The following is a 26,526-nucleotide window of genomic DNA, read 5'->3' on the forward strand; positions in this document are numbered from 1 at the left end:
CCTTGCATTGGGGTTGTTCGCTTGCCCTCACCCCAGCCCTCTCCCGGAGGGAGAGGGAGCCGATCGGTGTGAGCCGGAAAAACAGGTTCAGTCGAAATCCTCACAGCCATACACAACACGTGCAAACGCTCGAGATCAGTTCCCTCTCCTGGGGGAGAGGGCTAGGGTGAGGGGGCTTTTGAAGTTGTTTACTTCTTGAGGTCTTCGGCGCCTTGCAGGGGTTCGTCGCCGAGCAGCAGGTCCTTGTCGTGGCTGACCAGTTCTTCTTCGAACATACGCCAGACGTGGTCATCCTGACTGCCGAGCAATTCGACAAACCGGCGACCTTCGACCTTGTCACCCAATTGACCGATGTAGCGGCCCGCTTCGCTTTCGCTGCGAGTCAGGATGATCTTGCGATCCTTCTCCGGCTGGGTCGGCGAAATCAGATTCAACTCCAGGGTCTTCGGCTGGCTGTCGCCGCTCAGGCGCAGATCGACTTCGCCAGTGACATCATCCAGGTGCACATTGGCGCGCATCTTCAGGTTTTGCGCCAATAACTCACGATCCAGCGAACGGTTGATGCCCTTGCCGGCCTCGTAGTAGTTGTCGTTGACCAGGTTGTCCGGGTTGTTCACCGCGATGGTCACCATGGACAGGGTCAGCGTCACCGAACAGGCCAGAATCCCGATGATGATCCATGGCCAAAGGTGCTTGTACCAGGGACTTGCGGCGTTTGCTGCGGGCATGTTCAGTTCTCTCAACGGATTTGTGGGCCGATGAATCGGCTCTTGGCTTCAACGTGGACGCTGTCGTCATCGGCATCCTTGAGGATGAATTTCACCTCGTTGGTGCTCGATGGCAGTTGTTCCGGTGCGCTCGACAACTCGACCGGCATGCTGAAAATATCACCGGCCGCGACCTTGATCTCGCGCTTGCCCTGCAGGCGCAGATCCGGCAAACCGCTGGCTTCGAGCACGTAGGTGTGGTCGCGCTGATCCTTGTTCATGATCTTCAGGCTGTAGACGTTTTCGATCCTGCCTTCAGCGTTTTCGCGGTACAGCACGCGGTCCTTGCTGACGTCGAAACCGACCAGCGAGCGCATCACGAATGCAGTGACCAACAGGCTGATCATTGCCAGCAGCACGATGGCATAACCGATCAGGCGAGGCCGCAGTTTATGGGTTTTCTGCCCCGACAGGTTGTGCTCGGTGGTGTAGCTGATCAGGCCGCGCGGGTAATCCATCTTGTCCATGATGCTGTCACAGGCGTCGATGCAGGCCGCGCAGCCGATGCACTCGATCTGCAGGCCATCGCGGATGTCGATACCGGTCGGGCAGACCTGCACGCACATCGTGCAATCGATACAGTCACCAAGGCCCTGAGCCTTGTAGTCGATACCTTTCTTGCGCGGCCCACGGCTTTCGCCACGGCGCGGATCGTAGGAAACGATCAGTGTGTCCTTGTCGAACATCACGCTCTGGAAGCGCGCATACGGACACATGTAAATGCACACCTGCTCGCGCAACCAGCCGGCGTTGCCGTAAGTGGCGAGAGTGAAGAAGCCGACCCAGAAATACGACCAGCCATCGGCCTGGCCGGTGAAGAATTCGAAGACCAGTTCGCGGATCGGCGAGAAGTAACCGACGAAGGTCATGCCGGTGACGAAACCGATCAGCAGCCACATCACGTGTTTGGCGGCTTTGCGCAGAAATTTGTTGGCGCTCATCGGCGCCTTGTCGAGCTTGATGCGCTGGTTGCGGTCGCCTTCGGTGACCTTCTCGCACCACATGAAAATCCACGTCCAGACACTTTGCGGACAGGTGTAGCCGCACCAGACGCGGCCGGCATACACGGTAATGAAGAACAGACCGAACGCCGCGATGATCAACAGGCCCGAGAGCAGGATGAAATCCTGTGGCCAGAACGTTGCGCCGAAGATGAAGAACTTGCGCTCTGGCAGGTTCCACCACACGGCCTGATGGCCGCCCCAGTTCAGCCACACCGTACCGAAATACAACAGGAACAATGCCGCGCCGCCCATCATCCGCAAGTTGCGGAACAGGCCGGTGAAAGCGCGGGTGTAGATTTTTTCTCTTGAGGCGTAAAGGTCGACGCTGTTGTTCGCGTTTTTGCTCGGTGGCGTGACGTCGTGTACTGGAATCTGGTTGCTCATCATTGCATCCCACGGCAGTGGAAAAATGCCTCGGTCGATACGTGCCAACCGCGGTCAAAAAGGGGTGTTGCAGTGGCGCAATGATACGCCTGTCGCTCTAGCTCAAGGGTGCGACCTTTGGTCGCGTTGGGGGCGAAGCCTGAATGGTGTAGCGAATGTAGCAAAGCCTGATGCAGGTCAATTGACTTGTTGAGTATGGACAGTTTTGACGCGGTCGCTAATTCATTGTTCTGATGACTTACCTTTCGACGGCCTTGGGCATCTGTAGCAAGTTCACAATGTTTGCCCTGGTGCTGATGAGTTTTTGGTATTCCTCAAAACACAAAAGGACGTGAGACGCCTTGCCATGGTCGGTGATCATTACAGGGCCATGGTGCGCAGCCACCTGAGCACCGCTGGTGTCCTGTTCGAATTCTCGGCTGGATAGGGTGGTGATGGGCATCTTGGTCGACCTTTGAGAGTTGGAATGCGAAAAATTTACTGTTTGCCGTCAGCGATCACTAGTGACTCTGCCCGTCGCTCGGTTGTTTCCTGATGTGAGTTGAGACGGTCCTGCATGCTGCAGCGACCGTCTCAGGCCGATTCAAAACTCAGGGAAGCCGACCACCGCCCAGGCTGTCGAGACTGCCAGTATTCCTGTGCGGTTTTGTGGTGCTGTTGGCGTCGGGTTGCAGCGGCGTTCCAAGGGTCAGCACGGCGGGATTCAGGGCGTGATCCGTTGAGTCGCAAGACTGCTCGGTTTCAGCGAGGTCCTGCTCATCGGGCAGTTGCGTGTTGTCATCATTCGACATGGCGGCTTCATCCTTGAAGTTGCTCCGATGCGGATCATCGGGCTGCTGAAAACCCTATCGCCGATGGTCAGTCGAGTCCATCAGACAAGTGTCTCAAGGTGTGAAGCGCAAACAGAACGGCCCCGCCAGTACACATTGGCAGGGCCGTTTTTGTGCGCGAGATCAATGTGCTGGAAATATAATTAGTTAATTGTCAGGTTTTAAAGTTGCGGTCTTCTCGAATAGCTTAGTTGCTTGCGCCGTTATTCGGAAGTTGCGTATTGGTGTTTATGGATCAGGTTAAAAATGGAGTTGTATGAATATAAAGGATGTTAAAAAAATGCTCGCCGGACTGTGCCTGTCATCGTTGGCTTCTTTTGCCCATGCAGATGAGGGCGTTCCGCAGCACATGGTATTTGCTTCGGACCCTCAATACCCGTGGACGGAAAAATCGGACAGTGGTGAAGAGGAGTCGAGCGCGGACTTTGAAAAGCGCTCGAAATGGCTGGTTGAAAGCCAATTCGCGAGTATTGCGCAGTTCCGCAACGAAATGGGCGGGCAGCGCGCAGTGCCGCTGATGATCAACGGCGACATGACCGCCTTCGGCCACGGCTGGCAACGTTCGTTTGTAGGGTCGATGCTGAAGAAATACTTTGCTGATGACTATCTTTACGGCCTGGGTAATCACGACTATCAGAACAATGTCGGCGACTGTTTTAGCGAGAGTTGTGCAGCGGGCAGTATCGTCGATTATCGCGATCATCATGTCGATAAGGTCGATCAGTTTGATCTTGCAGTCACCGGAGGTCTTCTCAATAAACAATATTTGGGTAGCCTGGCTTATTCAAAGAACATCGGTGAAGTGCATCTGGTGCAACTTAACAATGAGCCGACTTACCAGGTGAAAATTTCCCATGCCTTGAATCCGACCACGTTCGACATCAAGCAGTCGCTGGACTGGCTGGAGAATGATTTGCGGATAGCGCGGATGCAGGGATCGGTGATCATTATCAATATGCACAAACCCTATGATTGGGCGGGCAGTTGGGATGAGCAAAAACGCTTTCGTGCAATGATCGAAAAATATCAGGTGACGGCGATGTTCGCCGGCCATTTCCATGCCGATGGCGGCATGATGAGTTACATAGGCAGCGTGCCGATGTTCCTCAGTGGGGCGGCTTCTCGGCAGACGTACCTGACGGCCAGTTTTTCCAAGGATCGCAAGCAACTGGAGGTGAGTCTGGTGGAGGGCAACCAGTGGCGTGAACGTATGCCAGTGGCGACGGTGCCGGTAAAGTCGATCTTTGCCAGCCGACCATAAAAAAAACCCCCGCCAGATCAGTGGTGGGGGCTTCGTTGCAGCGCAAGCCGGGCTTATTGGGCGTCGGCTTCCGGTGCTTTTTCACCGTGTGACAGGCTGTAAACATACGCCGCCAGCAGGTGTACTTTGTCGTTGCCTTGCAGTTGTTCCTGCGCAGGCATCTGGCCCTGACGGCCGTAACGGATGGTCTGCTGCAACTGCGCGAAGCTCGAACCGTAAATGAACGCACCCGGGTGGGTCAGGTTAGGCGCGCCCATCGCTGGGGTGCCTTTGCCTTCCGGTCCGTGGCAGGCCACGCAGTTGGCGGCGAACAGTTTGCCGCCGTTGGCCGGGTCAGCCTTGGCGTCTTCCGGCAGTTTGCGGCCATCGAGCTGGGTCACGACGAATGCAGCCACGTCTGCCACGCCTTGCTCGCCAATCACTTCAGCCCAGGCCGGCATCACCGCGTGACGACCGCCCATGATGGTGGTCTTGATGGTTTCCGGCTCGCCGCCCCAGCGCCAGTCGGCGTCGGTCAGGTTAGGGAAACCGTAAGCACCCTTGGCGTCGGAACCGTGGCACACCGAGCAGTTGGAGGCGAACAGACGGCCACCCATTTTCAGTGCTTGCGGATCCTTGGCGACTTCTTCGATTGGCATGGCAGCGAACTTGGCGAAGATCGGACCGAACCTGGCGTCCGAGCGGGCCATTTCCTTTTCCCACTCGTGCACGCCGGTCCAGCCGGTCTGGCCGTTGGCGAACGCGATCTGCTTGTCGTTATCGAGGTAGTTGTAGCCCGGCAGCAGGCCTTTCCAGTTGCCCAGACCCGGGTACAGCACCAGGTAACCCAGAGCAAAAATGATCGTGCCAACGAACAGCATGAACCACCATTTCGGCAGTGGGTTGTCGTACTCCTCGATCCCGTCGAAGGAGTGCCCGACCGTCTCGTCCGTCTGTTCGCTGCGCTGGCCCTTGCGGGTCGACAGCAGCAGCCAGGTCAGGGCGAAGATCGTACCGAGACTGAGGACTGTGACGTACAGACTCCAGAATGTAGTCATTCTTTGTTACTCCTAGAAGCTTGCTCGACGTGCTTGATGGCTTCGGGATCATCCGCAAAAGGCAACAAGGTCGCGTCTTCAAACTCCGACTTGCGCTTGGGGCTGAACACCCACAACGCCAGACCGATGAAGGCCACCATCACAACAACGGTGCCCAGGCCACGAATCATCCCGATATCCATCTAATTCACCGTTTGCTTTTGATGATGGTGCCCAGGCCTTGCAGATAGGCCACCAGCGCGTCCATTTCGGTTTTGCCCTTCACGGCATCCTTGGCCCCGGCGATGTCTTCGTCGGTGTAAGGGACGCCGAGCGTGCGCAACACTTCCATTTTCTTGGCGGTGTCTTTGCCGTCGAGCTTGTTTTCCACGAGGAACGGGTACGCCGGCATTTTCGACTCGGGCACGACGTTGCGCGGGTTGTACAAGTGCGCACGGTGCCAGTCATCGGAATAACGACCGCCGACACGGGCCAGATCCGGGCCGGTCCGCTTGGAACCCCACAGGAACGGGTGGTCCCAGACGCTTTCACCGGCAACCGAGTAGTGGCCGTAGCGTTCGGTTTCAGCGCGGAACGGACGGATCATCTGCGAGTGGCAGCCGACACAGCCGTTGGCGATGTAGATGTCGCGGCCTTCCAGTTCAAGGGCGGTGCGTGGCTTCATGCCTTCGACCGGCTTGTTGGTGACGTCCTGGAAAAACAGCGGAACGATTTGGGTCAGGCCGCCAACACTGACGGCGATGACCATGAAGAAAGCCAGCAGGCCAATATTCTTCTCGACAGCTTCATGCTTCATCAGTGAGCTCCAACGACAGCGATCTGGGCAGCGGCTTCGGCTTCGGCCGGGTTCGAGGCGCGCACGGTGCGCCAGACGTTGTAAGCCATCAGGAACATGCCGCTGGCGAAGAAAGCCCCGCCCAGTGCACGGACGATGTAGCCCGGGTGGCTGGCCTGCAGCGCTTCAACGAACGAGTAGGTGAGGGTGCCGTCGTCGTTGATTGCACGCCACATCAGGCCCTGAGTGATGCCGTTGACCCACATCGAAGCGATGTACAGCACGGTGCCGATCGTCGCCAGCCAGAAGTGCGCGTTGATCAGGCCGACGCTGTGCATCTGCGCACGACCGAACAGTTTCGGGATCATGTGGTAGATCGCGCCGATCGAAATCATCGCCACCCAGCCGAGCGCGCCGGCGTGTACGTGGCCGATGGTCCAGTCGGTGTAGTGCGAAAGCGAGTTGACGGTCTTGATCGCCATCATCGGCCCTTCGAAGGTCGACATGCCGTAGAACGCCAGCGATACCACGAGGAAGCGCAGGATCGGGTCGGTGCGCAGCTTATGCCAGGCGCCCGACAGGGTCATCATGCCGTTGATCATGCCGCCCCAGCTTGGCGCCAGCAGGATGATCGACATCGCCATGCCCAGCGATTGTGCCCAATCCGGCAGTGCGGTGTAGTGCAGGTGGTGCGGGCCGGCCCAGATGTACAGGGTGATCAGTGCCCAGAAGTGCACGATCGACAGGCGATAGGAGTAGATCGGACGTTCGGCCTGTTTCGGCACGAAGTAATACATCATCCCGAGGAAACCGGTGGTCAGGAAGAAGCCCACCGCGTTGTGGCCGTACCACCACTGGATCATCGCGTCGGTCGCACCGGCATAGGCCGAGTAGGACTTGAAGAAGCTGACTGGCAGGGAAGCGTGGTTGACGATGTGCAGCATCGCCGTGACGACGATGAATGCGCCGTAGAACCAGTTACCGACATAGATGTGCTTGGTTTTGCGCTTGGTGATGGTGCCGAAGAACACCAGACCGTAGGTGACCCAGACAATCGCCAGCAAAATAGCCAGTGGCCATTCCAGTTCCGCGTATTCCTTGGTAGTGGTGTAACCCAGCGGCAAGGTAATGATTGCGCCGACGATCACCGCTTGCCAGCCCCAGAAGGTGAAGGCGGCGAGGCTGTCGGAAATCAGTCGCGTCTGGCAGGTTCGCTGCACGACATAGTAGGAAGTGGCAAACAGTGCACAACCACCGAAGGCGAAAATCACCAGGTTTGTGTGCAACGGGCGCAGGCGTCCAAAGCTCGTCCACGGCAGACCGAAGTTCAACTCCGGCCAGACCAGTTGCGAGGCGATGAAGACACCGAGCCCCATGCCAAGGATCCCCCAGACCACCGTCATGATGGCGAACTGGCGGACTACCTTATAGTTATAAGCAGTCGGACTGATTGCTGTGCTCATTCTAAGGTTCCACGGTTTGGGTGTTTTATTAGGATTAAAATCGGCCGCAAGTATGCAGAGAGCAGGGGGTCATTGCAACGCGCCATGACCTGGGTCAATGCTTTCCAACGCTGATTCTGCGGCCTTTCCATGCGCCGCGTAAGGACAAAATCAGCCTCGGACAAAATGTCGCAGCGGACGAAAAAAGCGAGGGGTTCAGGTGACTTGTAACGAGGTGTGTTCGAACGGCCAGTTCGGCTGATGAATGGCAATCGGCGCGACAGCCGGTATCTACCGGCCTTTGCGGCGAGTCTGTCAGCCAATTCATCGAACACATCGCTCGGGGTCGACCTGGAACCGGCACGGGCCAGTCCGCATCGAGCAAGCGTAGACCCGAATCCGGGGAACCGAAAGGTGAGGGTGTTAAGGGGTGCGACAATGCGTCGCAAAGGGGCGGGATGCTGCCGCACCGAGAACGGTGCGGCAGATGTGTACGCAACGCTTACTGCTTGTTGTCTTCAGTAATCAGTTTTTCTGTATTCAATCCATGTGACAAGCTGTACACATAGGCTGCTAGCAATTGCACTTTGTCATTGCCCAACAGCTCATTCTGCGCCGGCATGTGACCCTGACGACCATGGCGAATGGTCTGCTCAAGTTGAGTCAGGCTGGTGCCATAGATAAATCCGGCCGGGTGCGTCAGATTCGGCGCACCCATGGCTTCAGTGCCGTGGCCGGTTGCCCCATGACAGGCTACGCAAGTGGTGCTGAACGCTTGCTGTCCCGCTTGCAGGTCAGCCTTGCTGTCGGCCGGCAATGGCAGGCCGGCCAGTTCGTGACGCACATACGCGGCAACGTTTTTTACCCCGGCCTCACCCAATACTTCGCCCCAGGCCGGCATCGCCGCCATCCGGCCACCCATGATGGTGGTCTTGATGGTCTCGGCGTCGCCGCCCCAACGCCAGTCGCTGTCGGCGAGGTTAGGGAAACCGAATGCGCCCTTGGCGTCGGAGCCGTGGCACACCGAGCAGTTGGAGGCGAACAAGCGACCACCCATTTTCAACGCCTGCGGATCCTTCGCCACTTCCTCCAGCGGCATGGCGGCGAACTTGGCGAAGATCGGCCCGAACTTGGCGTCAGCCTTGCTCATTTCCTTTTCCCACTCGTGGACGCCGGTCCAGCCATCCTCGTAACCCGGCAGGATGCCTTTCCAGTTGCCCAGGCCCGGATAGAGGATCAGATAGCCCACAGAGAACACCAACGTGCCGGCGAACAGCATGAACCACCACTGCGGCAGCGGGTTGTCGTACTCCTCGATGCCATCGAAGCTGTGGCCCATGGTCTGGTCGACGCTGCCCTTGGTCTCGCCCCGGCGGGTGCCGATCAGCAGCCACGTCAGGCCGATCAGGCTGCCGATGGTCAGTACGCAGATCCACGTACTCCAGAAGGTGGTCATGGCCGGGTACTCCTTGGTTCAGGTGCTTGGGTTGTTTCAAATGCTGGGGTAGTTTCGGGCTGTGGCTCGTCGGCGAACGGCAACAAACGTGCTTCGGCGAATTCCGGCGTGCGCTTGCGGTTGAACACCCACAAGGTCAAACCAACGAAGGCGACGAACACCACGACCGTGCCGAGGCCGCGAATCAGGCCTGCACTCATTTCAAAGACCATCGTGCTCACCTCTTGCTCTTGATCGCAGTGCCGAGCACTTGCAGGTAGGAGACGAGCGCGTCCATTTCGGTCTTGCCCTTTAGGCTGGCCACCGCGCCGCTGATGTCGTCGTCGGTGTACGGCACGCCGAGGGTGCGCATGACTTTGAGCTTGGTTTCGGTGTGGCTGCTGTCGACCGCTTGCGTGACCAGCCATGGATAGGCCGGCATTTTCGATTCCGGTACGACGTTGCGCGGGTTGTACAGGTGCGCGCGGTGCCAGTCATCCGAGTAGCGCGCGCCGACCCGGGCCAGATCCGGTCCGGTACGTTTCGAACCCCAGAGAAACGGGTGATCCCAAACGCTTTCACCGGCCACCGAGTAGTGCCCGTAGCGTTCGGTTTCGGCGCGAAACGGCCGGATCATCTGCGAGTGGCAACCGACGCAGCCTTCGCGGATATAGATGTCACGGCCTTCCAGTTGCAGCGCGGTGTAGGGCTTCATGCCTTCGACCGGTTTGTTGGTGACGTCCTGGAAGAACAGCGGGACGATCTGGGTCAGGCCGCCGATGCTCACGGCAAACACCATGAGCAACATCAACAGGCCGACGTTCTTTTCAATCGTTTCGTGTTTCATGGCGGACTCCTCAGGCCATCTGCGCGGCAGCGACGACGTCAGCAGGCTGCGAGGCCCGCACGGTGCGCCAGGTGTTGTAAGCCATCAGGAACATGCCGCTGAGGAAGATCGCCCCACCAATCAGCCGCACGACGAAGCCTGGGTGGCTGGCCACCAGGGTTTCGACGAAGGAGTAGGTCAGCGTGCCGTCCTCGTTCACCGCGCGCCACATCAGGCCCTGAGCGATGCCGTTGACCCACATCGAAGCGATGTAGAGCACGGTGCCGATGGTCGCGAGCCAGAAGTGCGCATTGATCAAACCGACGCTGTGCATCTGCGCTTTGCCGAAGATTTTCGGGATCATGTGGTACAGCGCGCCGATCGAGATCATCGCCACCCAACCGAGGGCGCCAGCGTGTACGTGGCCGATGGTCCAGTCGGTGTAGTGGGAGAGGGCGTTGACCGTTTTGATGGCCATCATCGGACCTTCGAAGGTCGACATGCCGTAAAACGCCAGCGACACCACGAGGAAGCGCAGGATCGGGTCGCTGCGCAACTTATGCCACGCGCCCGAAAGAGTCATCATGCCGTTGATCATGCCGCCCCAGCTCGGTGCCAGCAGAATCAGCGACATCACCATGCCCAGCGACTGCGCCCAATCCGGCAGCGCGGTGTAGTGCAAGTGGTGCGGGCCGGCCCAGATGTACAGGGTGATCAACGCCCAGAAGTGCACGATCGACAGACGATACGAATACACCGGACGTTCGGCCTGTTTCGGCACGAAGTAGTACATCATCCCGAGGAAACCGGCGGTGAGGAAAAAGCCTACGGCGTTGTGGCCGTACCACCATTGCACCATCGCGTCGGTTGCACCGGCGTACACCGAGTAGGACTTGGTGAAACTCACCGGCAACTCAAGGTTGTTGACGATGTGCAGAATCGCCACGGTGATGATGAACGCGCCGAAGAACCAGTTGCCCACATAGATGTGCTTGGTCTTGCGCTGCATGATCGTGCCGAAGAACACGATCGCGTAGGCGACCCAGACGATGGTGATCAGAATGTCGATCGGCCATTCCAGCTCGGCGTATTCCTTGGAGCTGGTGTAACCCAGTGGCAGGCTGATGGCTGCCAGCAGGATCACCAGTTGCCAGCCCCAGAAACAGAACGCGGCGATTTTTGGCGCAAACAATCGGGTCTGGCAGGTGCGTTGCACCGAGTAGAACGAACTGGCGAACAGCGCACAGCCGCCGAACGCGAAGATCACCGCGTTGGTGTGCAGCGGGCGCAGACGGCCGAAACTGGTCCAGGGCAAATTGAAGTTGAGTTCGGGCCAGACCAATTGGGCCGCGAGAAAAACCCCGAGCCCCATGCCGACGATGCCCCACACCACCGTCATAATGGCGAATTGGCGGACCACCTTGTAGTTGTAGGCGGTACTGATAGAAGTGTTCATGGTTCCCCATCCACGGTTCAGCCGAAGTGAGCGCGCGCAAAACACGCGGCGAATCCTTCGTCTGGAGTTATAGGCAGACTAAAAGCGAGGCAAGCATGGACAAACAGCACAAGGCCAGTATTGACGGGGATCAATGGGCGCAGTGCGTGCGTGATCATGGGTGGCTTTGGGATGCCGCATCGGGCGAGGCTTCGGCGACGTTGATCCTTGCTCATGGTGCTGGTGCGCCCATGGACAGTGACTGGATGAACGACATGGCTGGGCGCCTTGCCGGGCTGGGTATCAACGTGTTGCGGTTTGAGTTTCCTTATATGGCGCAGCGGCGGGTTGATGGGGTGAAGCGGCCGCCGAATCCTGCTGCGAAACTGCAGGAATGTTGGCGTGAGGTGTTTGCTGAAGTGCGACGTCATGTCACTGGGGTTTTGGCCATTGGCGGGAAGTCGATGGGGGGGCGGATGGCGAGTCTTTTGGCTGACGAATTGGGCGTTGATGCGTTGGTGTGTCTGGGGTATCCGTTTTATGCGGTGGGGAAGCCGGAGAAGCCTCGGGTTGAGCATTTGGCTGGGTTGAAGACGCGGACGTTGATTGTGCAGGGGGAGCGGGATGCGCTGGGTAATCGTGAGGCTGTCGGGGCTTACATCTTGTCACCGAGTATTGAGGTGGTTTGGCTGGTAGCGGGGGATCATGATTTGAAGCCGTTGAAGGTTTCGGGGTTTACGCATGAGCAGCATTTGGCCAGCGCTGCGCAGAAAGTAGCCGAGTTTCTCAAGGGTTAACCGAGATTCTGATCTCCATGGAGATCGGCTCCCTTTCCCCCTCGCCCCCTTGGGGGAGAGGGCTGGGGTGAGGGGGATCGATTTCAGCTGCGACATATATTTTGAGTACATATCCATTGCTGCGGTAACGGCTTCTTAGGGTTTCGCCCTTACGGCGACTCACTTTTTTACAAGCGCCTAAAAAAGTAAGCAAAAAACGCTTGCTCCTACGTACGGCCCGCTCGCTAAGGCTCGGGGTTCCTTCGCTCCGGGATCGATCCGAGCGCAGCGCCTACGGTTTGCTTCGCTGCACCTCCTCTCGCTGTGTTTGGCTGCGCCAAACGGTCGCTGCGCTCCCACGCCCGGATCAATCCCTCCACTCAGCCTTCCGACGTCGCCCGTGGATCAAGATCAAAAGCGGTACTCGAGCTAGCGCTCATTGTTGAGTGGTGCGGCTGCGCCGCGAGTTTCATGTAGGAGCTGCCGCAGGCTGCGATCTTTTGATCTCGCTTTTCGTAGGAGCAGAGCTTGCTCGCGAAGGCGGCCTGCCAGCCGACCAATCTCTCGCTGATGCACCCGGCCCTACTGTAGGAGTGAGCCTGCTCGCGATAGCGACCTACCAGCCGACCAATTTCTTACAGACTGCATGCAATCCCTGTGGGAGCTGGCTTGCCAGCGATGGCGGCCTGACGAACAACACCAAAACATCAGAGCAACTTCCCGCTTTTTCTTTGAGTACAACTCACCGCTCATCAATGTCCGGAAAGAAGATCCTGCCAACGACCCAAGGCTCAACGATCTCGCAATGTACGGTGCGCAAAAAAGATCCCCACTCGCTTCGGTTATGAGCATCCGGGCCGGTGATTGTCAGTAGCAGGTACTCATCCCGAAAGGCGTCATAGGCGTAGATCAGCCAAAAGTCATTGTCAGCATCATCAACCAATGCTGTGCGGTAATACTGACGATTGATTTTTTCCCATCGAGCCTGCAGTGCCTGACTACTGGCCAGGTGAATATGATGCATATCGTTCAGATCGAGTCGTTCGTCTCGCCCAAAAATTGCGGGTAATTCATCGCAGATTTTGTAGTTGTAGAAGTGTGCCGCGAAGTTTTTCCAGTTATTGATTTGTTCAAAAAGTGTGGAAATTTTGATGGCTGGCATCCAGGCCTACTTTGTAAAAGGTAGCCTGCCAGTGATCACAAATTTATCGAACACTTTCTGCCCATCACGCGCGGCTTGCCGAACATCAAGGAATGTCAGTTCATCACGGACATCTTTTTTGTCGGGTTTGTCGGTTTTTCGGGTGGTGGCCATCGGAGCCTCCGAAGGATGTGTATTCATGCTGACCAGCTTATGTGAATTAATTTTGAGCGGCAAACAGTAGAACCCTGCTCAGAGATGGGCAAGTCGGCGGATTCTGATCGAGTTGTAGGACATGGAACGCAGATGTGTAGGCACTGAAATATCGTCATTTGATGGATGCGATGGCGCGGGATGCATTTTCAGGTTGAGCGATTTGGTCTAATCGTTTCAGAAAACGGGTTGAACATTTTCGGCATTTCGCGTTGTTAAACATGATTGCTGATAGATGTTTAAATTACACAAACCGTTACGCCACAAGCCCTACAATGCCTTGCGCCGTTACCTACGCGTACGCCAGAATCCGCCGGCATACACGACCATGGCTCGGGCTATATCGTTTCCCTGTCACTGAAAATCAGTGATCGGGTTTGGTAGCCCGTCTGTAATAGTTGTATGGCGACACCTTCTGCAGCCTCTTTTTTGCGGCTTGCTTTATATGGTGGTCATGCGGGGGGCTCTTTCGAGAGCGCCGGGTTTCCTATTGCAGCCGGTCTACCAACCCGCGTATGGCCGCCACCCTCGTTTGGTAGCGAGAAGTGACGGCTCCTGAAACTGCGATAGGAGCTTCACTCATGTTCAAAGCCACGCCAAATCCCCCGGATACCGATCCGATCCCGTACGACCCAACCCTCGAACCTCAAAAGTTAAGAGAAGCGACCGACCGCGCCATCAACTTCTATCTCAACCCTGGTTCACTCAAGCTTTCAATCCCTTCCCGCAAGACCAGCAAGATTTTCCTCGTCGGCCCCACCGTGGACGAAGAAACACTGCTCGTAGAAGCCTGCGAATCGTTAGCCGCTGCCAGCGACATGGCCCGCGATATCGGCGACGTCATCGACAACACACAACGCCGGACCATGTTGATGCTGCATCAGGTGATCATGCTGAGTGAGCTGATGGTCAATCGAGTCCTGGATAGCCGCCGCTTGCCGCACTAGCAAACTCGCCGCGGTCCCCTGTAGGAGCTGCCGCAGGCTGCGATCTTTTGATCTGTTTTTTTCAATCAAAGACAAGATCAAAAGATCGCAGCCTGCGGCAGCTCCTACAGGGTGTCATTCTTTCGCAGTGTCTTGAGGAGTTTCAGTTGATGTCCGAAACCAACAAACCGTTGGTCACAGACCCGGTATCGCCCTACGAATCATTCAATTCCAGAAAACTCCACGAAGCCGCCGAACGCGCCCTTGATCATTACCTCGCGCCCGCGCAGATCATGGCCACGCCTTACAGTCCAAGCAGCATGTTTAGGGTCAACCCACAAACCGATACTGAATCGTTGCTGGCAAATGCTTGCGAATCTCTGGCCTCGGCGACGGTCATGCTCGGTGATTTCGCCGGGGCGCTGGAGGGGCCTAACCGCAATACTTTGCTAGGGATTGCGCAAGTGGTGATGTTGGGGGAGTTGGCGGTGAATCAGGCGTTGGATAATGTCGTGCCTAAGGAGTAGGCGCCATCAGTTCTGGCCTCATCGTCGGATCGCCGCCCGGAGCAGGCTCACTCCTACATTGGATCTGCGATTACAAACTTATCGAATACTTTCTGATCATCACGCCCGGCTTGCCGAACATCAAGAAATGTCAGATCAGGAGGGGGGTTCTGTTTTTCGGCATTCTCGGTGTTTTTGGTGAGAGTCATCGCAGCCTTAAATATCGACCGTTTATCTAGAGGCAAACGGTAAGGCTCGGCTATGAAACGAGCAAGTCGGTGGATTCTGGTGGAGCTGAAGGACATTGAGCACAGATGCGTAAGCAGTGGATTACCAGAGTTTAACGACGGAGCAGTTACATCAGTCCCCTGCGTAAACATACTTGCTGGTGAATGTTTAAATTACACAAACCGTTACGCCACAAGCCCTACAACGCCTTGCGCCGTTACCTACGCGTACGCCAGAATCCGCCGGCATACACGACCATGGCTCGGGCTATATCGTTTCCCTGCCACTGCCCATCAGTGGTCGGGTTTAGTAGCCCGCATGGTTTTAGTAGGTGCATGAGTCCCATTAAGTCAGGCGTATTTGTCTGCACTCGATGGTGGCTGTGCTCAGGGCGCTTTCGAGCGCGCCGGTCTTGCTAATTCCTCCGGTCTACTAACCTGCGCACAGCCGCCACCCTTCTTTTAGTAGAGAACGGTCGCGGCCCTTGTTCAGGAATTAGATATTTATGTTCAAAGCCACGCCAAATCCCCCGGATACCGATCCGATCCCGTACGACCCATGTAGTGGTCTAATGAAACCGGACACCCATTTAGGCGAGAATGCTCGCCAGATCGAGGTGTCAGATGACCAAACAACGCCGCTCCTTTACTCCTGAATTCAAACGCGAGGCTGCCGACCTCGTGCTCAAACAAAACTACAGCTACATCGAAGCCAGCCGTTCACTCGGCATTGGTGAGTCGGCATTACGTCGCTGGGTTGACCAGATTCAGAACGAACATAAAGGCGTCACCCCGCAGAACAAAGCACTGACTCCTGAACAGCAAAAAATTCAGGAGCTGGAAGCTCGGATTGCTCGGCTTGAGCGAGAGAAATCAATACTAAAAAAGGCTACCGCGCTCTTGATGTCGGAAGATCACGAGCGTTCGCGCTGATTGACCAACTGAGTGCCCATGAGCCAGTTGATTGGCTGTGCAAGGTGTTTGACGTCACTCGCTCGTGTTACTACGCCCAGCGCCTGCGCCGCCGCACGCCCGATGTTGAACGGCTTCGATTGCGTAGTCGCGTCAGTGAACTGTTCTCGCAAAGTCGCAGCTCTGCGGGCAGTCGCAGCATCCTGTCACTGATGCGTGAAGACGGTGAGCAACTCGGTCGATTCAAAGTGCGTAGCTTGATGCGCGAGCTTGATTTAGTCAGCAAACAACCCGGCTCCCATGCCTACAAACGAGCAACAGTAGAAAGACTCGATATCCCGAACACATTGAACCGCGAGTTCGACGTGCCAGCGCCCAATCAAGTCTGGTGCGGCGATATCACCTACATTTGGGCGCAAGGAAAGTGGCATTACCTGGCTGTCGTCCTGGATCTTTGTACGCGTCGGATCGTGGGCTGGGCGCTGTCGGAAAAGCCAGACGCTGAGCTGGTGATCAAAGCGCTGGATATGGCTTACGAGCAGCGTGGTAGGCCTTCGGATCTGCTATTCCACTCGGATCAGGGATCGCAATATGCAAGCCGACTCTTTCGCCAGCGGTTGTGGCGATACCGCATGCGCCATAGCATGAGTCGAAGAGGAAACTGCTGGGATAACGCACCGATGGAGCGCGTATTTCGCAGCTTGAAAACAGAATGGATACCGACCGTGGGCTATCGAACTGCGCAGGAAGCACAGCGCGATATCAGCCATTTTTTGATGCATCGCTACAACTGGATTAGGCCTCATCAATTCAACGATGGGTTGGCTCCAGCGCGGGCCGAGGAAAAACTTAACGTCGTGTCCGGGATTAGTTGACCACTACACCAACCCTCGAACCTCAAAAGTTAAGAGAAGCGACCGACCGCGCCATCAACTTCTACCTCAACCCCGGCTCACTGAAGCTTTCAATCCCTTCCCGCAAGACCAGCAAGATCTTCCTCGTCGACCCCGCCGTGGACGAAGAAACACTGCTCGTAGAAGCCTGCGAATCGTTAGCCGCTGCCAGCGACATGGCCCGCGATATCGGCGACGTCATCGACAACACACAACGCCGGACCATGCTGATGCTGCATCAGGTGATCATGCTGAGTGAGCTGATGGTCAACCGAGTCCTGGATAGCCGCCGCTTGCCGCACTAGCAAACCCGCCGCGGTCCCCTTGTAGGAGCTGCCGCAGGCTGCGATCTTTTGATCTGTTTTTTACAATCAAAGGCAAGATCAAAAGATCGCAGCCTGCGGCAGCTCCTACAGGGTGTCATTCTTTCGCAGTGCCTCGAGGAGTTTCAGTTGATGTCCGAAACCAACAAACCGTTGGTCACAGACCCGGTATCGCCCTACGAATCATTCAATTCCAGAAAACTCCACGAAGCCGCTGAACGCGCCCTTGATCATTACCTCGCGCCCGCGCAGATCATGGCCACGCCTTACAGTCCAAGCAGCATGTTTAGGGTCAACCCACAAACCGATACTGAATCGTTGCTGGCAAATGCTTGCGAATCTCTGGCCTCGGCGACGGTCATGCTCGGTGATTTCGCCGGGGCGCTGGAAGGCCCCAGCCGCAATACTTTGCTGGGGATTGCGCAAGTGGTGATGTTGGGCGAGTTGGCGGTGAATCAGGCGTTGGATAACGTTATGCCCAAGGAATAGACGCCAACCGTTCTGGCCTCATCGTCGGATCGCCGCCCGGAGCAGGCTCACTCCTGCAGGGGATCGTCGTCGGGCACATAATCTGTGACCAGCACAAAACTTGTAGGAGTGAGCCTGCTCCGGGCGGCGATCCGACGATGGTGGTCTGCAGGACACCATCTATTCCAGGCAACAAAAAAGCCCGGACAGCTTTCGCCGTCCGGGCTTTGAAGATCAAAAGATCGCAGCCTGCGGCAGCTCCTACATCGATCCGAGTAGGAGCTGCCGCAACCTGCGATCTTTTGCTTTTAGCGGTTAAACCGCTCCACCAACGAATACTGCGTATTCGCCGTCTTGGTCAGCTCTTCACTCAACAACGCCGAGTTATGCGCCTGTTCCGACGTCTGATCCGCCAACTCCGAAATATTGCTGATGTTGCGGCTGATCTCTTCAGCCACCGCACTTTGCTCTTCCGTCGCCGCAGCAATCTGCGTGGTCATGTCGGTGATGTTGGCCACCGCTTCGCTGATCCCGACCAAGGCCTGATCCGCTTCCAGCACCCGCGCCACACCTTCTTCGGCCTGACGATGCCCGGCTTCCATGGTTTGCACAGCGCTGGACGCAGTCTGCTGCAACTTGGCGATCAAGGCGTGAATCTGCCCGGTCGATTCGCTGGTGCGTTGCGCCAGTTGGCGAACTTCGTCAGCGACCACGGCAAAACCACGGCCCATCTCGCCGGCACGCGCGGCTTCAATCGCGGCGTTGAGGGCGAGCAGGTTGGTCTGGTCGGCGATGCCTTTGATCACGTCGACCACGCCGCCGATTTCGTCGCTGTCCTTGGCCAGTTGGGTGACGGTCAGGCCGGTTTCGCCGACGACGACGGACAGACGCTGAATGGCTTCGCGGGTTTCCCCGGCGATGTCACGACCACGACCGGTCAGGCGATTGGCTTCCTGAGTCGCGTCAGCCGTGCGCTGTACGTGGCTCGCCACTTCTTGCGTGGTGGCGGCCATCTGGTTGACGGCGGTGGCGACCTGTTCGGTTTCCACGCGCTGGCGTTCCAGGCCGTTGGAGCTGTTGTGCGCCAGAGCGTCGGACTGCTTGGCCTGATCGGTCAAGTGTTCGGCGGTGTCCTGCAGACGGGTCAGGCAGGTTTTCAGGCGGGCTTCCTGGCTGAGGATCGACATTTCCAGACGCGCCTGCGCGCCACGGCTGTCGGTGTACATCTGCGCGATCAGCGGGTCGGAGGTGGTCTGCTCGGCCAGACGCAGCAGGCGCTTGAGCCCGCGTTGCTGCCATTGCAGGCCCATCAGGCCCAGCGGCACCGACAGACCCGCCGCGAGGGCGAAGCCCCACTGCGAGTTGAGGGTCGCGCCGATCACGAAGCCCAGTTGGCTGACCAGAATGAACGGCAGCCAGTCCTGTAGCACTGGCAGCCATTTGTCGCTGGAAGGGATCGCCGACTTGCCTTGGTTGATGCGTTGGTAGAGCGCTTCGGCACGGCGGATCTGTTCGGCGGTGGGTTTGATCCGCACCGACTCGTAACCGACCACCTGATTGCCGTCGAACACCGGTGTTACATAGGCGTTAACCCAGTAATGGTCACCGGTCTTGCAGCGATTCTTGACAATGCCCATCCATGGCAAGCCTTGTTTCAATGTGCCCCACATGTGCGAAAACACCGCAGCCGGGACGTCGGGGTGACGGACCAGGTTGTGCGGCGCACGGATCAGTTCCTCACGCGAAAACCCGCTGATTTCGACGAAAGCGTCGTTGCAGTAGGTGATCACGCCCTTGGCGTCGGTTGTGGAAATCAACCGCTGCTGAGCCGGGAAAGTCCGTTCGCGTTGTGTAATGGGCTGGTTATTACGCATGGTTTTTCAATCCGCAAGGCTTTGAAAGGTTGTCGGCGGTGACAGCTTTTTATTGAAATTTTTTTTCAATAATCAGCACGGCGTCGCAAAACGGCGCTTGCTTCAGCCCGCGAGCATCGGATAAGTGAACAAGCCGAAATGCAGCAGATTCAGGCCGAAATGCGTGGCGATGGCCGCGCCCAGTCCGCCAAAACGATAGGCCAGACCATAGCCGACCCCCGCCAGCCCGGCCAGCAACACCCAGGTCCAGCCAGCGCCGGCATGCGCCAGCGCAAACAGCAGCGACGCCAGCAGCAGGGCAAGGTTTTCACCGTAAGGCAGATGCTTGAAGCCTCGGCTGAGACCGCCCTGTATATAGCCGCGAAACAGCGCTTCTTCGACCAGCGTCACCAACAGCAGATTTTTCAGCAGCCACAGCCAGGATGGCTCTGGCCACTTCGGCGCCCAAGCGATCACGCCGAGCAACACGGCGCCGCCCAGCGCGAGGATCACGCTCAAGGTCAGGGCGAGGGCGCTGGCGTAGACCGTCAGGCGCAACGAACGCCGCGCGACAATCCACGGGCACACCAGCAACAGCCAGAAGCCAATCAGCGGTTTATCGAGATTCATGTACATCGAAAACGCCACGGCGTCGTCGCTGAACCGTTGCGGGTCGATGGCGCGACCGTTATAGAAACCCGGTAGCCAGTGCAACGCCAGCGCCACAGCCAGAACGATGAACAGCCCATGACCGAGAAACCGCGCGACCGGCACCTGTTGCAGGCGCACGGCATAGCCTGCGAACACCAGCAGCCCGACGGAAATCAGCGCAAGCCAACCGAGTTGGCCGTAGCTCAGCGCCAAGCCGTAGCCGAGGCTGAGAAGCGCCAGATAAAGCCATGGCAACGCCTTCATCGAAAGTCCCTGAGCAAATTTGTGGAAGGGCTTTCTACACGGGCGAGGGCTTGGGGACAAGTAAAGGTGCAGCGGGAAACCGGGACAGATACCTATGACACACCCACTGTAGGAGCTGCCGAAGGCTGCGATCTTTTGACTTTGGTTTTTCAAGATCAAAAGATCGCAGCCTTCGGCAGCTCCTACAGGGTTTTGTGTGGGGTTTAAGATCAGTGCAGGTTGAGTCTGGCGGCGGCGCGTTCGGTGATCTCTGTACGCAGTTTCAGTGACGGTGCCGCGCGCAGGCGGGCTTCATCGACAATCGCGCTCGGTGCGCTATCCGGGCTGCCCGAATTGAACGGCGGCGCCGGCGCGTATTCCAGTTGCAGTTGGATCAGTTGCGCGGTGTCGGCATCCACCAGCTCAGCCGCCAGCACCAAGGCAAAATCGATCCCCGCCGTGATCCCGCCACCGGTAAACAGATTACCGTCCCGCACCACTCGATCCTTCACCGCAATCGCGCCGAGCGTCGGCAGCAAGTCGTGATACGCCCAATGCGTGGTCGCGCGTTTGCCTCGCAGTAAGCCCGCCGCGCCGAGCACCAGCGAACCGGTGCACACCGATGTCACGTACTTCGCCTGAGCAGCCTGACGCTTGATGAAGTTCAGCGTCGCCTCGTCTTCCATCAACGCGCCGACGCCACCGCCACCGGGGATGCAGATCACATCCAGATCCGGGCAATCTTCAAACGTGGTGGTTGGTTTCAGCAGCAGACCGGTGCTGGCGGTGACCGGCATCAGATCCTTCCAGATCAGATGCACCTGTACGCCCGGCAGCGACGCCAGTACGTCGTAAGGCCCGGTCAGGTCGAGTTGCTGAACCTGCGGAAACAACAGAAAACCGATCTGCAACGTCATCGTTCTTGCTCCATGAAAAGGGGTGGACGGCTTCACTGTAGGCGCGTAGGTTCTGGCGCATACGCCAATAACCCCACGAATTACGCCAAATGCCCAAAGCCATCCACGTACTCGCGTTCGCCAACATGCAGATCCTCGACGTCACCGGGCCATTGCAGGTATTCGCCTCGGCCAATGACCTCGCCCGTCAGCGCGGCTTGCCGATGCCTTATGCGCCGAGCGTGATCGCCAGCGGCGGCGGGGCGGTGATGTCGTCGGCGGGTTTGGCGGTGTTGGCCGAGCCGTTGCCAGAAGAACCCAGTGACACATTGATCATCGCTGGCGGCTGGGGCATTTATCCGGCGGCTGAAGATGTGCTTTTGGTGGATTGGGTGCGCGAACACGCCGCCAAATGTCGACGAGTGGCCTCGGTCTGCACCGGCGCGTTTCTGCTGGCGGCCAGCGGCTGGCTCGATGGCCGGCGCGTGGTCACCCACTGGACCCGCTGCGAACAACTGGCGCAGCAACACCCGAAACTGCAAGTCGAAGCCAATCCGATTTTCATCAATGACGGCCCGGTGTGGACGTCGGCAGGTGTCACGGCCGGTATCGATCTGGCCTTGGCGATGGTTGAAGAAGACCTCGGCAGCGACATCGCTCTGGACGTCGCCCGCCATCTGGTGGTGTTCCTCAAGCGCCCGGGTGGGCAATCGCAATTCAGCGTGACGCTGTCACTGCAGAATCAGGGCAATCGGTTTGACGAGTTGCACGCATGGATCGCCGAAAACCTGACCTGCGATCTTGGCGTGCCGACCCTCGCCGAGCAGGCGGGGATGAGCGAACGCAGTTTCGTCCGCCACTATCGTGCCGACACCGGCCAGACCCCGGCGCGGGCGATCGAATTGATTCGCGTCGAGACCGCGCGGCGCCTGCTCAGCGACACTGGATTGCCGGTCAAACGCATCGCCGCCAATTGCGGGTTTGGCAGCGAAGAGACACTGCGGCGCAGTTTTCTGCGGGCGATTGGCGTGACACCGCAGGCTTATCGCGAGCGGTTTTCGGTCAGCGTTGGAGTAGAAAAATTGTCTTCTTGAGCCACATTACCTATGCCGTTTCTATCTTGGGGGGCGGCAATGACGCAGCCTTATTCCCTAGTTGTTGTTCTATTTTTTCCTGAAATTGCTGAATGCTCTTTGCTAATAAGTCGTAAAACAAGTTAGCGTTTTCAAGTGCCTCTTTACTTGGGATAGGTTCGAGGGTGCTGCTTTCCACTTCAAACTGGAAACGTATTTCCATGAGCGCGTGGCGCGCATCTTCTAGCTGGCTGCGCACGTCACTAGGTAGCACTGCGTCATACGAGCAAAGATACTCATTAAGGCTTTGCAGATGTTTTCTGTAATTGTCAGATATGTGTTCGAGTGCTTCATCCCACTCTGCATCCGGAAAACTTCTTTCAGGGACAATTTTTCGGAACAAACTTCTCAACATACTCAGCGCCTCGAGTTGGCGAACAAAAAAAACTTCTGAGTTTTTGAGAGTGGACTTCAGGCTTTCCAACTCTTTGCTCAAAGCTGTTTTGTAGGTTTCAAGGTGCTTGTTGAAATTAAGCTCCACGGCTTTCTGAATCCCAGAAGTCACGAGAGTTTTAACCATGAAGCCAATGCCAAGTGTGCTGGTTGCCGCTATTCCCGCAATCCACGTAATCAACTCGTAGTCCATTTCTCTCTCCTGTTTCCCTATTTTTTCTTGAATCGCTGAGGCTTATCCGTTTTATGCAGTCGGCTCTGTATCCGCCAACTGATTGAAATACTTACTACGATCCGGGGTAAACGTCACCCGCATTTTCGTCCGCGAACAGGTCAGTGAGCGCTCTTCGCTCAGATCAATATCCAGATTCTCACCCCGCAGGCCTTGCCATTGCGCGAGGTACTTCAGCGAGCCGTATTTTTCGTTTTTCTTCAGGCTGCGGCTGACGCCACCTTTCCAGCCGAGCACCGGCAGTTCGTCGGCGAGGCAGCGTTGGGCGAGTTCGGGGAAACGGCTGGCGCGCTGGCGACCGATTTCCCAGCATTTGATCAGGCCTTTGTCGGCGGCTTCCCAGAGTTGGCTGCGGGACAGGCCGGTGCGAAGGGGGGAGTCGATGGTGCGCTGCACGTGGTGGGACATGTTGCTTCCTTGAATTCGGGTTTTATTGGACAGCTCCGCTGTGCCCGTTGCGGTGGATGGTAGGGGTGGATGTAACAGCTGGCAACAGGGTATTTCTGGATGTGAGTGCAACGTGCGGGGCAGGGATTGTTGAGCGTTTGTAGTCCTTGAAACGCAGACTTTGTGGCGAGGGGGCTTGCCCCCGTTCGGCTGCGCAGCAGTCGCAGAGTCAGAAAAACCGCTGCATCTGGAAGAACTCAGTGTTTGTTTTGGGGGGCGCTTTGCGCCCCAACGGGGGCAAGCCCCCTCGCCACAGGGGGGAGGTGATAGCGCCTTTTTGTGTAGGAGGTTGTCCTACGGTAGGGCTACTTTGCGGGATATTTCTGACAGTCTCAGACGACTATTACGGCTGCCACTCACTCTTTTCCCCGCTCAACCGACGATCGAGAAAACTCGCCGCACTGATCAGCGCCAGATGCGTCAGCGCCTGCGGTGTATTGCCCAAATGCCGGCCATGACTGTCGAACTCCTCGGCATACAACCCCAGCGGGTTCGCGTACCTCAGCAATTGCTCGAACTCAAGATGCGCCTTTTCCACCTGTCCCGCGCGGGCCAGGCACTCGACGTACCAGAACGAACACGCGGCAAACGCGCCTTCGGTACCGGCCAAACCGTCAATGCCCGAGTCGTCATTGCGATAGCGATACACCATGCCATCGCGCACCAGATTTTTTTCGATGGCCTCAAGCGTCGACAGCCAGCGCGGATCCTTGGCGCTGACGAAACGCACCAGCGGCATCAACAGCATCGAACCGTCGAGCGCGGTGCCGCCCTTGTACTGGACGAAATGTCTGCGCTCTTCATTCCAGAAATTGTCCCAGATGTCGGCATAGATCGCCTGCCGCGTCTGATCCCATTGCGCGAACGGAGCGGGCAGCGAGCGCTTCGAGGCCAGACGAATGGCGCGGTCCAGCGCGACCCAGCACATCAGCCGCGAGTGCAGAAAGTGGTGCTGTTCGCCGCGCATTTCCCAGATGCCGACATCCGCGGTTTGCCAGGTTTCACAGACCTGATCGACCACTTCGCGCACATGCTTCCAGCCTTCATGGGAAATCGCGTCGCCGTACTTGTTGACCAGATAGACCGCGTCCATCAGCTCGCCAAAAATATCCAGCTGGATCTGGTCATACGCGCCATTGCCGATCCGCACCGGTTGCGCGCCGCCATGACCGGACAAATGCGTGAGTTCGGTTTCCGGCAACTCCTGGCGTCCGTCGATGGCGTAGAGAATGTTGAGTTTCATCGGTTGCCCGTGGCAATCGCTGACCCGCCCACGCAGCCAGCCCATGTAGGCGTTGGCTTCGCCGACAAAGCCCAGGCGCATGAACGCGTACACCGTGAACGAGGCGTCGCGGATCCACGTGTAGCGGTAATCCCAGTTGCGTTCGCCGCCGGGCGTTTCCGGCAGGCCGAAGGTGGCGGCGGCGAGGATCGCACCGTGTTTGCGCGAGGTCAGCAGTTTCAGCGCAAGGGCCGAGCGGTTGACCATTTCCCGCCAGCGCCCGCGATAGATCGACTGGCCAAGCCAGTCGCGCCAGAATTTCAGCGTGCGTTCCATGCACAACTGCGCGGCGCCTTCCTCGAAGCGCGGATCGTCTTCGCCGCCGAGCATAAACGCGGCAGTCTGATCCTGTTTCAAGGTGAAGGAGGCCACTGCTGCGTCAGTCTCGATGTGCAATGCCTGATCCGAGGTCAGTCGCATCGATGGCTGGCCATCGGCACTGAAGATCACCGCTTGCTGGTCCATCCGCGCACGGGTGTCGGCGCGCGCGTAGTCGTGGCGCACCGCGCAACGCACGTGGAAGGTCGCTTCACCGCTGACTACACGCACCCGGCGCATCAGCAATGGTAAATCGTCTTCGTTATCGGCGACCGGCAGCAAGTCGGTGACTTCGACCACCGCGCGCTCACTCAGCCAGCGGGTTTGCAGGACATTGGTGTCGGGCAGGTAGATCTGCTCGCGGCGTGCATCGGGCAAGTCCGGCGCCAATTGGAAAATCCCTGCATCGGGGCTGTCCAGCAACGAACAGAAAATCGACGGGCTGTCGAACTCCGGCCAGCAGAAAAAATCCACACTGCCGCGATCATTGACCAGCGCCGCACTGCGCATGTCGCCGATGATGCCGTGGGCGTTGATCGGGCTTTGTCGTTCCAGGTGATGCTCAGCCATTGCCGCGAAACTCCGGATAGAGGCTCATGCCGCCGTCGATGAACAGGGTCGTGCCGACAATGTAGTCGGAGGCGTCGGAGGCGAGGAAAACCACCGCGTTGGCGACGTCTTCGACATCGCCGATGCGGCCGTAGGGAATCAGGTTGAGCAGGGCTTGCCCAGCGTCGCCTTCGGTGGCGTCTTTATTGATCGGCGTGCGGATCGCCCCCGGCGCAATGCCGTTGATGCGAATGCGCTGATGGCTGACTTCCTGCGCGAGGGTCTGCATCAACTGATCGACGCCACCCTTGGACGCGGCGTAATTGACGTGCCCGGCCCACGGAATGCGCTGGTGCACCGAACTCATGTGAATGATCTTGCCGGCGGCACGGGACACGCCTTCACGCACCCCCTGGCGATTGAAAATCCGCAGCGCCGCGCGGGCGCAGAGGAACTGGCCGGTGAGGTTGACGCCGATCACCTGATTCCAGTCCTCCAGCGACATATCCACAGCCGGTGAATCCTTTTGCAGGCCGGAGTTGGCGACCAGAATGTCCAGCGAGCCGAACGCATCGAGGGTCTCGGCGAACAGCCGTTCGACGTCATCTTCTTTTGACACATCGGCACCGATCGCCAGTGCCTGACCACCGTCGGCGATGATCTGCCCCGCCAGGGCTTCGGCGGGTTCGGCCTGACGGTTGTAGTTGATGACCACGGCAGCACCGGCAGCGGCCAGGGCTTTGGCGGCGGCGTGGCCGATGCCGGAACTGGCGCCGGTGACCAGTGCGACTTGGCGGGTGAGGGAGATGTGCATGCAGGGTCGCGCCTTGAGTGAGGGCTTATTAAGCTGACCGGTGGTGAGGCGTGAGAGTTCATTCGAGGCTAGCGCTGCGGTGAGTGTCCGGGCCTCTTCGCGAGCAAGCCCGCTCCCACAGGGAATAGGGGTGA

Annotated in this window: 29 protein-coding genes; 8 read left to right on the forward strand and 21 right to left on the reverse strand. The window is 57.8% G+C overall.

The annotated features are described in order from the left end of the window. Positions 1-188 precede the first annotated feature (188 nt). The 4 genes from C2E19_RS10805 to C2E19_RS10820 all read right to left on the reverse strand — a co-directional run bounded on the left by C2E19_RS10805 (position 189) and on the right by C2E19_RS10820 (position 2,946). Entirely contained in the window at positions 189-728 is a 540-nt protein-coding gene (locus tag C2E19_RS10805; RefSeq protein WP_129391537.1) for a FixH family protein, read from the reverse strand. An 11-nt stretch (positions 729-739) separates the two neighbouring features. Further along, positions 740-2,155 (reverse strand): cytochrome c oxidase accessory protein CcoG, encoded by a 1,416-nt coding sequence (gene ccoG, locus C2E19_RS10810; RefSeq protein ID WP_129391540.1) that lies wholly within the window; start codon positions 2,153-2,155, stop codon positions 740-742. Positions 2,156-2,393: 238 nt separating this feature from the next. Next, the gene (locus C2E19_RS10815; protein WP_129391543.1) at positions 2,394-2,597 is read right to left on the reverse strand and encodes a type II toxin-antitoxin system Phd/YefM family antitoxin; all 204 of its coding nucleotides are present in this window, start codon (positions 2,595-2,597) and stop codon (positions 2,394-2,396) included. Between the two features lie 148 nt (positions 2,598-2,745). Then, positions 2,746-2,946: a hypothetical protein gene (locus C2E19_RS10820; RefSeq protein WP_129391546.1), complete on the reverse strand. Its 201-nt coding sequence runs from the start codon at positions 2,944-2,946 to the stop codon at positions 2,746-2,748. 295 nt (positions 2,947-3,241) lie between these two features. On the opposite strand from C2E19_RS10820, the gene C2E19_RS10825 reads away from it, so the two are divergent. After that, a complete protein-coding gene (locus C2E19_RS10825; protein ID WP_129391549.1) occupies positions 3,242-4,246 on the forward strand; it encodes a metallophosphoesterase in 1,005 nt (334 codons plus the stop codon). A 53-nt stretch (positions 4,247-4,299) separates the two neighbouring features. Here C2E19_RS10825 and ccoP (C2E19_RS10830) read toward each other — a convergent pair whose 3' ends face one another. The 8 genes from ccoP (C2E19_RS10830) to ccoN (C2E19_RS10865) all read right to left on the reverse strand — a co-directional run bounded on the left by ccoP (C2E19_RS10830) (position 4,300) and on the right by ccoN (C2E19_RS10865) (position 11,217). Beyond that, on the reverse strand, positions 4,300-5,283 hold the full coding sequence (gene ccoP / locus C2E19_RS10830) for a cytochrome-c oxidase, cbb3-type subunit III (RefSeq protein ID WP_129391552.1): 984 nt from the start codon (positions 5,281-5,283) through the stop codon (positions 4,300-4,302). Then, on the reverse strand, positions 5,280-5,465 hold the full coding sequence (locus C2E19_RS10835; RefSeq protein WP_003175465.1) for a CcoQ/FixQ family Cbb3-type cytochrome c oxidase assembly chaperone: 186 nt from the start codon (positions 5,463-5,465) through the stop codon (positions 5,280-5,282). Before C2E19_RS10835 ends, ccoP (C2E19_RS10830) begins: the two co-directional genes overlap by 4 nt. A 5-nt stretch (positions 5,466-5,470) precedes the next feature. Continuing rightward, entirely contained in the window at positions 5,471-6,079 is a 609-nt protein-coding gene (gene ccoO, locus C2E19_RS10840; RefSeq protein WP_129391555.1) for a cytochrome-c oxidase, cbb3-type subunit II, read from the reverse strand. After that, on the reverse strand, positions 6,079-7,521 hold the full coding sequence (gene ccoN, locus C2E19_RS10845; RefSeq protein ID WP_129391558.1) for a cytochrome-c oxidase, cbb3-type subunit I: 1,443 nt from the start codon (positions 7,519-7,521) through the stop codon (positions 6,079-6,081). Before ccoN (C2E19_RS10845) ends, ccoO (C2E19_RS10840) begins: the two co-directional genes overlap by 1 nt. Positions 7,522-8,002: 481 nt before the next feature. Continuing rightward, positions 8,003-8,956: a cytochrome-c oxidase, cbb3-type subunit III gene (gene ccoP / locus C2E19_RS10850; protein ID WP_129391562.1), complete on the reverse strand. Its 954-nt coding sequence runs from the start codon at positions 8,954-8,956 to the stop codon at positions 8,003-8,005. Next, entirely contained in the window at positions 8,953-9,168 is a 216-nt protein-coding gene (locus C2E19_RS10855) for a cbb3-type cytochrome c oxidase subunit 3 (RefSeq protein WP_053118838.1), read from the reverse strand. The genes ccoP (C2E19_RS10850) and C2E19_RS10855 overlap by 4 nt, the downstream gene beginning before the upstream one ends. A gap of 5 nt (positions 9,169-9,173) precedes the next feature. After that, positions 9,174-9,782 carry a cytochrome-c oxidase, cbb3-type subunit II gene (gene ccoO, locus C2E19_RS10860; RefSeq protein WP_008082031.1) on the reverse strand — a complete coding sequence of 203 codons (609 nt, stop codon included), beginning with the start codon at positions 9,780-9,782 and terminating at the stop codon, positions 9,174-9,176. Between the two features lie 10 nt (positions 9,783-9,792). Beyond that, positions 9,793-11,217: a cytochrome-c oxidase, cbb3-type subunit I gene (gene ccoN, locus C2E19_RS10865; protein ID WP_129391565.1), complete on the reverse strand. Its 1,425-nt coding sequence runs from the start codon at positions 11,215-11,217 to the stop codon at positions 9,793-9,795. A gap of 95 nt (positions 11,218-11,312) precedes the next feature. Between ccoN (C2E19_RS10865) and C2E19_RS10870 the strand changes: the two genes are divergently transcribed. Then, positions 11,313-11,993, forward strand: coding sequence for an alpha/beta family hydrolase (locus tag C2E19_RS10870; RefSeq protein ID WP_129391568.1), 681 nt, complete (start codon positions 11,313-11,315; stop codon positions 11,991-11,993). Positions 11,994-12,714: 721 nt separating this feature from the next. Here C2E19_RS10870 and C2E19_RS10875 read toward each other — a convergent pair. Continuing rightward, positions 12,715-13,134 carry a type II toxin-antitoxin system YafO family toxin gene (locus tag C2E19_RS10875; protein ID WP_129391570.1) on the reverse strand — a complete coding sequence of 140 codons (420 nt, stop codon included), beginning with the start codon at positions 13,132-13,134 and terminating at the stop codon, positions 12,715-12,717. A gap of 6 nt (positions 13,135-13,140) precedes the next feature. After that, entirely contained in the window at positions 13,141-13,287 is a 147-nt protein-coding gene (locus C2E19_RS28970) for a hypothetical protein (RefSeq protein ID WP_164979417.1), read from the reverse strand. A gap of 620 nt (positions 13,288-13,907) precedes the next feature. On the opposite strand from C2E19_RS28970, the gene C2E19_RS10880 reads away from it, so the two are divergent. From C2E19_RS10880 to C2E19_RS10900, 5 genes are all read left to right on the forward strand, one after another. Continuing rightward, positions 13,908-14,273: a DUF6124 family protein gene (locus C2E19_RS10880; protein WP_129391573.1), complete on the forward strand. Its 366-nt coding sequence runs from the start codon at positions 13,908-13,910 to the stop codon at positions 14,271-14,273. Between the two features lie 149 nt (positions 14,274-14,422). Next, the gene (locus tag C2E19_RS10885) at positions 14,423-14,779 is read left to right on the forward strand and encodes a DUF6124 family protein (RefSeq protein ID WP_129391576.1); all 357 of its coding nucleotides are present in this window, start codon (positions 14,423-14,425) and stop codon (positions 14,777-14,779) included. Between the two features lie 830 nt (positions 14,780-15,609). Next, positions 15,610-16,772, forward strand: a protein-coding gene (locus C2E19_RS10890; RefSeq protein WP_129391579.1) for an IS3 family transposase whose coding sequence is annotated in 2 segments (ribosomal slippage) — positions 15,610-15,865 and positions 15,865-16,772 — 1,164 coding nt in all. Because the reading frame shifts where the segments join, the coding sequence is not laid out codon by codon here. Beyond that, positions 16,769-17,095 (forward strand): DUF6124 family protein, encoded by a 327-nt coding sequence (locus C2E19_RS10895; RefSeq protein WP_129391581.1) that lies wholly within the window; start codon positions 16,769-16,771, stop codon positions 17,093-17,095. The genes C2E19_RS10890 and C2E19_RS10895 overlap by 4 nt, the downstream gene beginning before the upstream one ends. A gap of 150 nt (positions 17,096-17,245) precedes the next feature. Continuing rightward, on the forward strand, positions 17,246-17,602 hold the full coding sequence (locus C2E19_RS10900) for a DUF6124 family protein (protein ID WP_129391584.1): 357 nt from the start codon (positions 17,246-17,248) through the stop codon (positions 17,600-17,602). A 287-nt stretch (positions 17,603-17,889) separates the two neighbouring features. Here the strand turns inward: C2E19_RS10900 and C2E19_RS10905 are convergent, their stop codons facing one another. The 3 genes from C2E19_RS10905 to inhA all read right to left on the reverse strand — a co-directional run bounded on the left by C2E19_RS10905 (position 17,890) and on the right by inhA (position 21,245). After that, positions 17,890-19,455 (reverse strand): PAS domain-containing methyl-accepting chemotaxis protein, encoded by a 1,566-nt coding sequence (locus tag C2E19_RS10905; RefSeq protein ID WP_129391587.1) that lies wholly within the window; start codon positions 19,453-19,455, stop codon positions 17,890-17,892. A 102-nt stretch (positions 19,456-19,557) separates the two neighbouring features. Beyond that, positions 19,558-20,349 (reverse strand): type II CAAX prenyl endopeptidase Rce1 family protein, encoded by a 792-nt coding sequence (locus tag C2E19_RS10910; RefSeq protein WP_129391590.1) that lies wholly within the window; start codon positions 20,347-20,349, stop codon positions 19,558-19,560. Between the two features lie 209 nt (positions 20,350-20,558). After that, positions 20,559-21,245: an isonitrile hydratase gene (gene inhA / locus C2E19_RS10915; protein WP_129391593.1), complete on the reverse strand. Its 687-nt coding sequence runs from the start codon at positions 21,243-21,245 to the stop codon at positions 20,559-20,561. Positions 21,246-21,334: 89 nt separating this feature from the next. Between inhA and C2E19_RS10920 the strand changes: the two genes are divergently transcribed. Continuing rightward, positions 21,335-22,318: a GlxA family transcriptional regulator gene (locus C2E19_RS10920; RefSeq protein WP_129391596.1), complete on the forward strand. Its 984-nt coding sequence runs from the start codon at positions 21,335-21,337 to the stop codon at positions 22,316-22,318. A 10-nt stretch (positions 22,319-22,328) separates the two neighbouring features. On the opposite strand, the gene C2E19_RS10925 is transcribed toward C2E19_RS10920, so the two are convergent. From C2E19_RS10925 to C2E19_RS10940, 4 genes are all read right to left on the reverse strand, one after another. Further along, a complete protein-coding gene (locus C2E19_RS10925; RefSeq protein ID WP_129391599.1) occupies positions 22,329-22,943 on the reverse strand; it encodes a hypothetical protein in 615 nt (204 codons plus the stop codon). A gap of 51 nt (positions 22,944-22,994) precedes the next feature. Continuing rightward, on the reverse strand, positions 22,995-23,390 hold the full coding sequence (locus tag C2E19_RS10930) for a hypothetical protein (protein ID WP_129391602.1): 396 nt from the start codon (positions 23,388-23,390) through the stop codon (positions 22,995-22,997). A 382-nt stretch (positions 23,391-23,772) separates the two neighbouring features. Continuing rightward, positions 23,773-25,599, reverse strand: coding sequence for a glycoside hydrolase family 15 protein (locus C2E19_RS10935; protein WP_129391605.1), 1,827 nt, complete (start codon positions 25,597-25,599; stop codon positions 23,773-23,775). After that, positions 25,592-26,392, reverse strand: coding sequence for a glucose 1-dehydrogenase (locus C2E19_RS10940; RefSeq protein ID WP_129391608.1), 801 nt, complete (start codon positions 26,390-26,392; stop codon positions 25,592-25,594). The genes C2E19_RS10935 and C2E19_RS10940 overlap by 8 nt, the downstream gene beginning before the upstream one ends. Positions 26,393-26,526: the final 134 nt, after the last annotated feature.

Source organism: Pseudomonas sp. DTU12.3, assembly GCF_004124275.1.
GTDB classification, from domain to species: Bacteria; Pseudomonadota; Gammaproteobacteria; order Pseudomonadales; family Pseudomonadaceae; genus Aquipseudomonas; species Aquipseudomonas helmanticensis.

Coding starts and splice junctions, on each gene's coding strand:
- C2E19_RS10925 (WP_129391599.1), bottom strand. CDS start 22,943: ATGGACTACGAGTTGATTACGTGGATTGCGGGAATAGCGGCAACCAGC.
- C2E19_RS10825 (WP_129391549.1), top strand. CDS start 3,242: ATGAATATAAAGGATGTTAAAAAAATGCTCGCCGGACTGTGCCTGTCA.
- ccoG (WP_129391540.1), bottom strand. CDS start 2,155: ATGAGCAACCAGATTCCAGTACACGACGTCACGCCACCGAGCAAAAAC.
- C2E19_RS10870 (WP_129391568.1), top strand. CDS start 11,313: ATGGACAAACAGCACAAGGCCAGTATTGACGGGGATCAATGGGCGCAG.
- C2E19_RS10815 (WP_129391543.1), bottom strand. CDS start 2,597: ATGCCCATCACCACCCTATCCAGCCGAGAATTCGAACAGGACACCAGC.
- C2E19_RS10875 (WP_129391570.1), bottom strand. CDS start 13,134: ATGCCAGCCATCAAAATTTCCACACTTTTTGAACAAATCAATAACTGG.
- inhA (WP_129391593.1), bottom strand. CDS start 21,245: ATGACGTTGCAGATCGGTTTTCTGTTGTTTCCGCAGGTTCAGCAACTC.
- C2E19_RS10935 (WP_129391605.1), bottom strand. CDS start 25,599: ATGGCTGAGCATCACCTGGAACGACAAAGCCCGATCAACGCCCACGGC.
- ccoP (WP_129391562.1), bottom strand. CDS start 8,956: ATGACCACCTTCTGGAGTACGTGGATCTGCGTACTGACCATCGGCAGC.
- C2E19_RS10880 (WP_129391573.1), top strand. CDS start 13,908: ATGTTCAAAGCCACGCCAAATCCCCCGGATACCGATCCGATCCCGTAC.
- C2E19_RS10805 (WP_129391537.1), bottom strand. CDS start 728: ATGCCCGCAGCAAACGCCGCAAGTCCCTGGTACAAGCACCTTTGGCCA.
- ccoO (WP_008082031.1), bottom strand. CDS start 9,782: ATGAAACACGAAACGATTGAAAAGAACGTCGGCCTGTTGATGTTGCTC.
- C2E19_RS10820 (WP_129391546.1), bottom strand. CDS start 2,946: ATGTCGAATGATGACAACACGCAACTGCCCGATGAGCAGGACCTCGCT.
- C2E19_RS10920 (WP_129391596.1), top strand. CDS start 21,335: ATGCCCAAAGCCATCCACGTACTCGCGTTCGCCAACATGCAGATCCTC.
- ccoO (WP_129391555.1), bottom strand. CDS start 6,079: ATGAAGCATGAAGCTGTCGAGAAGAATATTGGCCTGCTGGCTTTCTTC.
- C2E19_RS10900 (WP_129391584.1), top strand. CDS start 17,246: ATGTCCGAAACCAACAAACCGTTGGTCACAGACCCGGTATCGCCCTAC.
- C2E19_RS10905 (WP_129391587.1), bottom strand. CDS start 19,455: ATGCGTAATAACCAGCCCATTACACAACGCGAACGGACTTTCCCGGCT.
- C2E19_RS10885 (WP_129391576.1), top strand. CDS start 14,423: ATGTCCGAAACCAACAAACCGTTGGTCACAGACCCGGTATCGCCCTAC.
- C2E19_RS10835 (WP_003175465.1), bottom strand. CDS start 5,465: ATGGATATCGGGATGATTCGTGGCCTGGGCACCGTTGTTGTGATGGTG.
- C2E19_RS28970 (WP_164979417.1), bottom strand. CDS start 13,287: ATGGCCACCACCCGAAAAACCGACAAACCCGACAAAAAAGATGTCCGT.
- C2E19_RS10855 (WP_053118838.1), bottom strand. CDS start 9,168: ATGGTCTTTGAAATGAGTGCAGGCCTGATTCGCGGCCTCGGCACGGTC.
- ccoP (WP_129391552.1), bottom strand. CDS start 5,283: ATGACTACATTCTGGAGTCTGTACGTCACAGTCCTCAGTCTCGGTACG.
- C2E19_RS10940 (WP_129391608.1), bottom strand. CDS start 26,392: ATGCACATCTCCCTCACCCGCCAAGTCGCACTGGTCACCGGCGCCAGT.
- ccoN (WP_129391565.1), bottom strand. CDS start 11,217: ATGAACACTTCTATCAGTACCGCCTACAACTACAAGGTGGTCCGCCAA.
- C2E19_RS10930 (WP_129391602.1), bottom strand. CDS start 23,390: ATGTCCCACCACGTGCAGCGCACCATCGACTCCCCCCTTCGCACCGGC.
- ccoN (WP_129391558.1), bottom strand. CDS start 7,521: ATGAGCACAGCAATCAGTCCGACTGCTTATAACTATAAGGTAGTCCGC.
- C2E19_RS10910 (WP_129391590.1), bottom strand. CDS start 20,349: ATGAAGGCGTTGCCATGGCTTTATCTGGCGCTTCTCAGCCTCGGCTAC.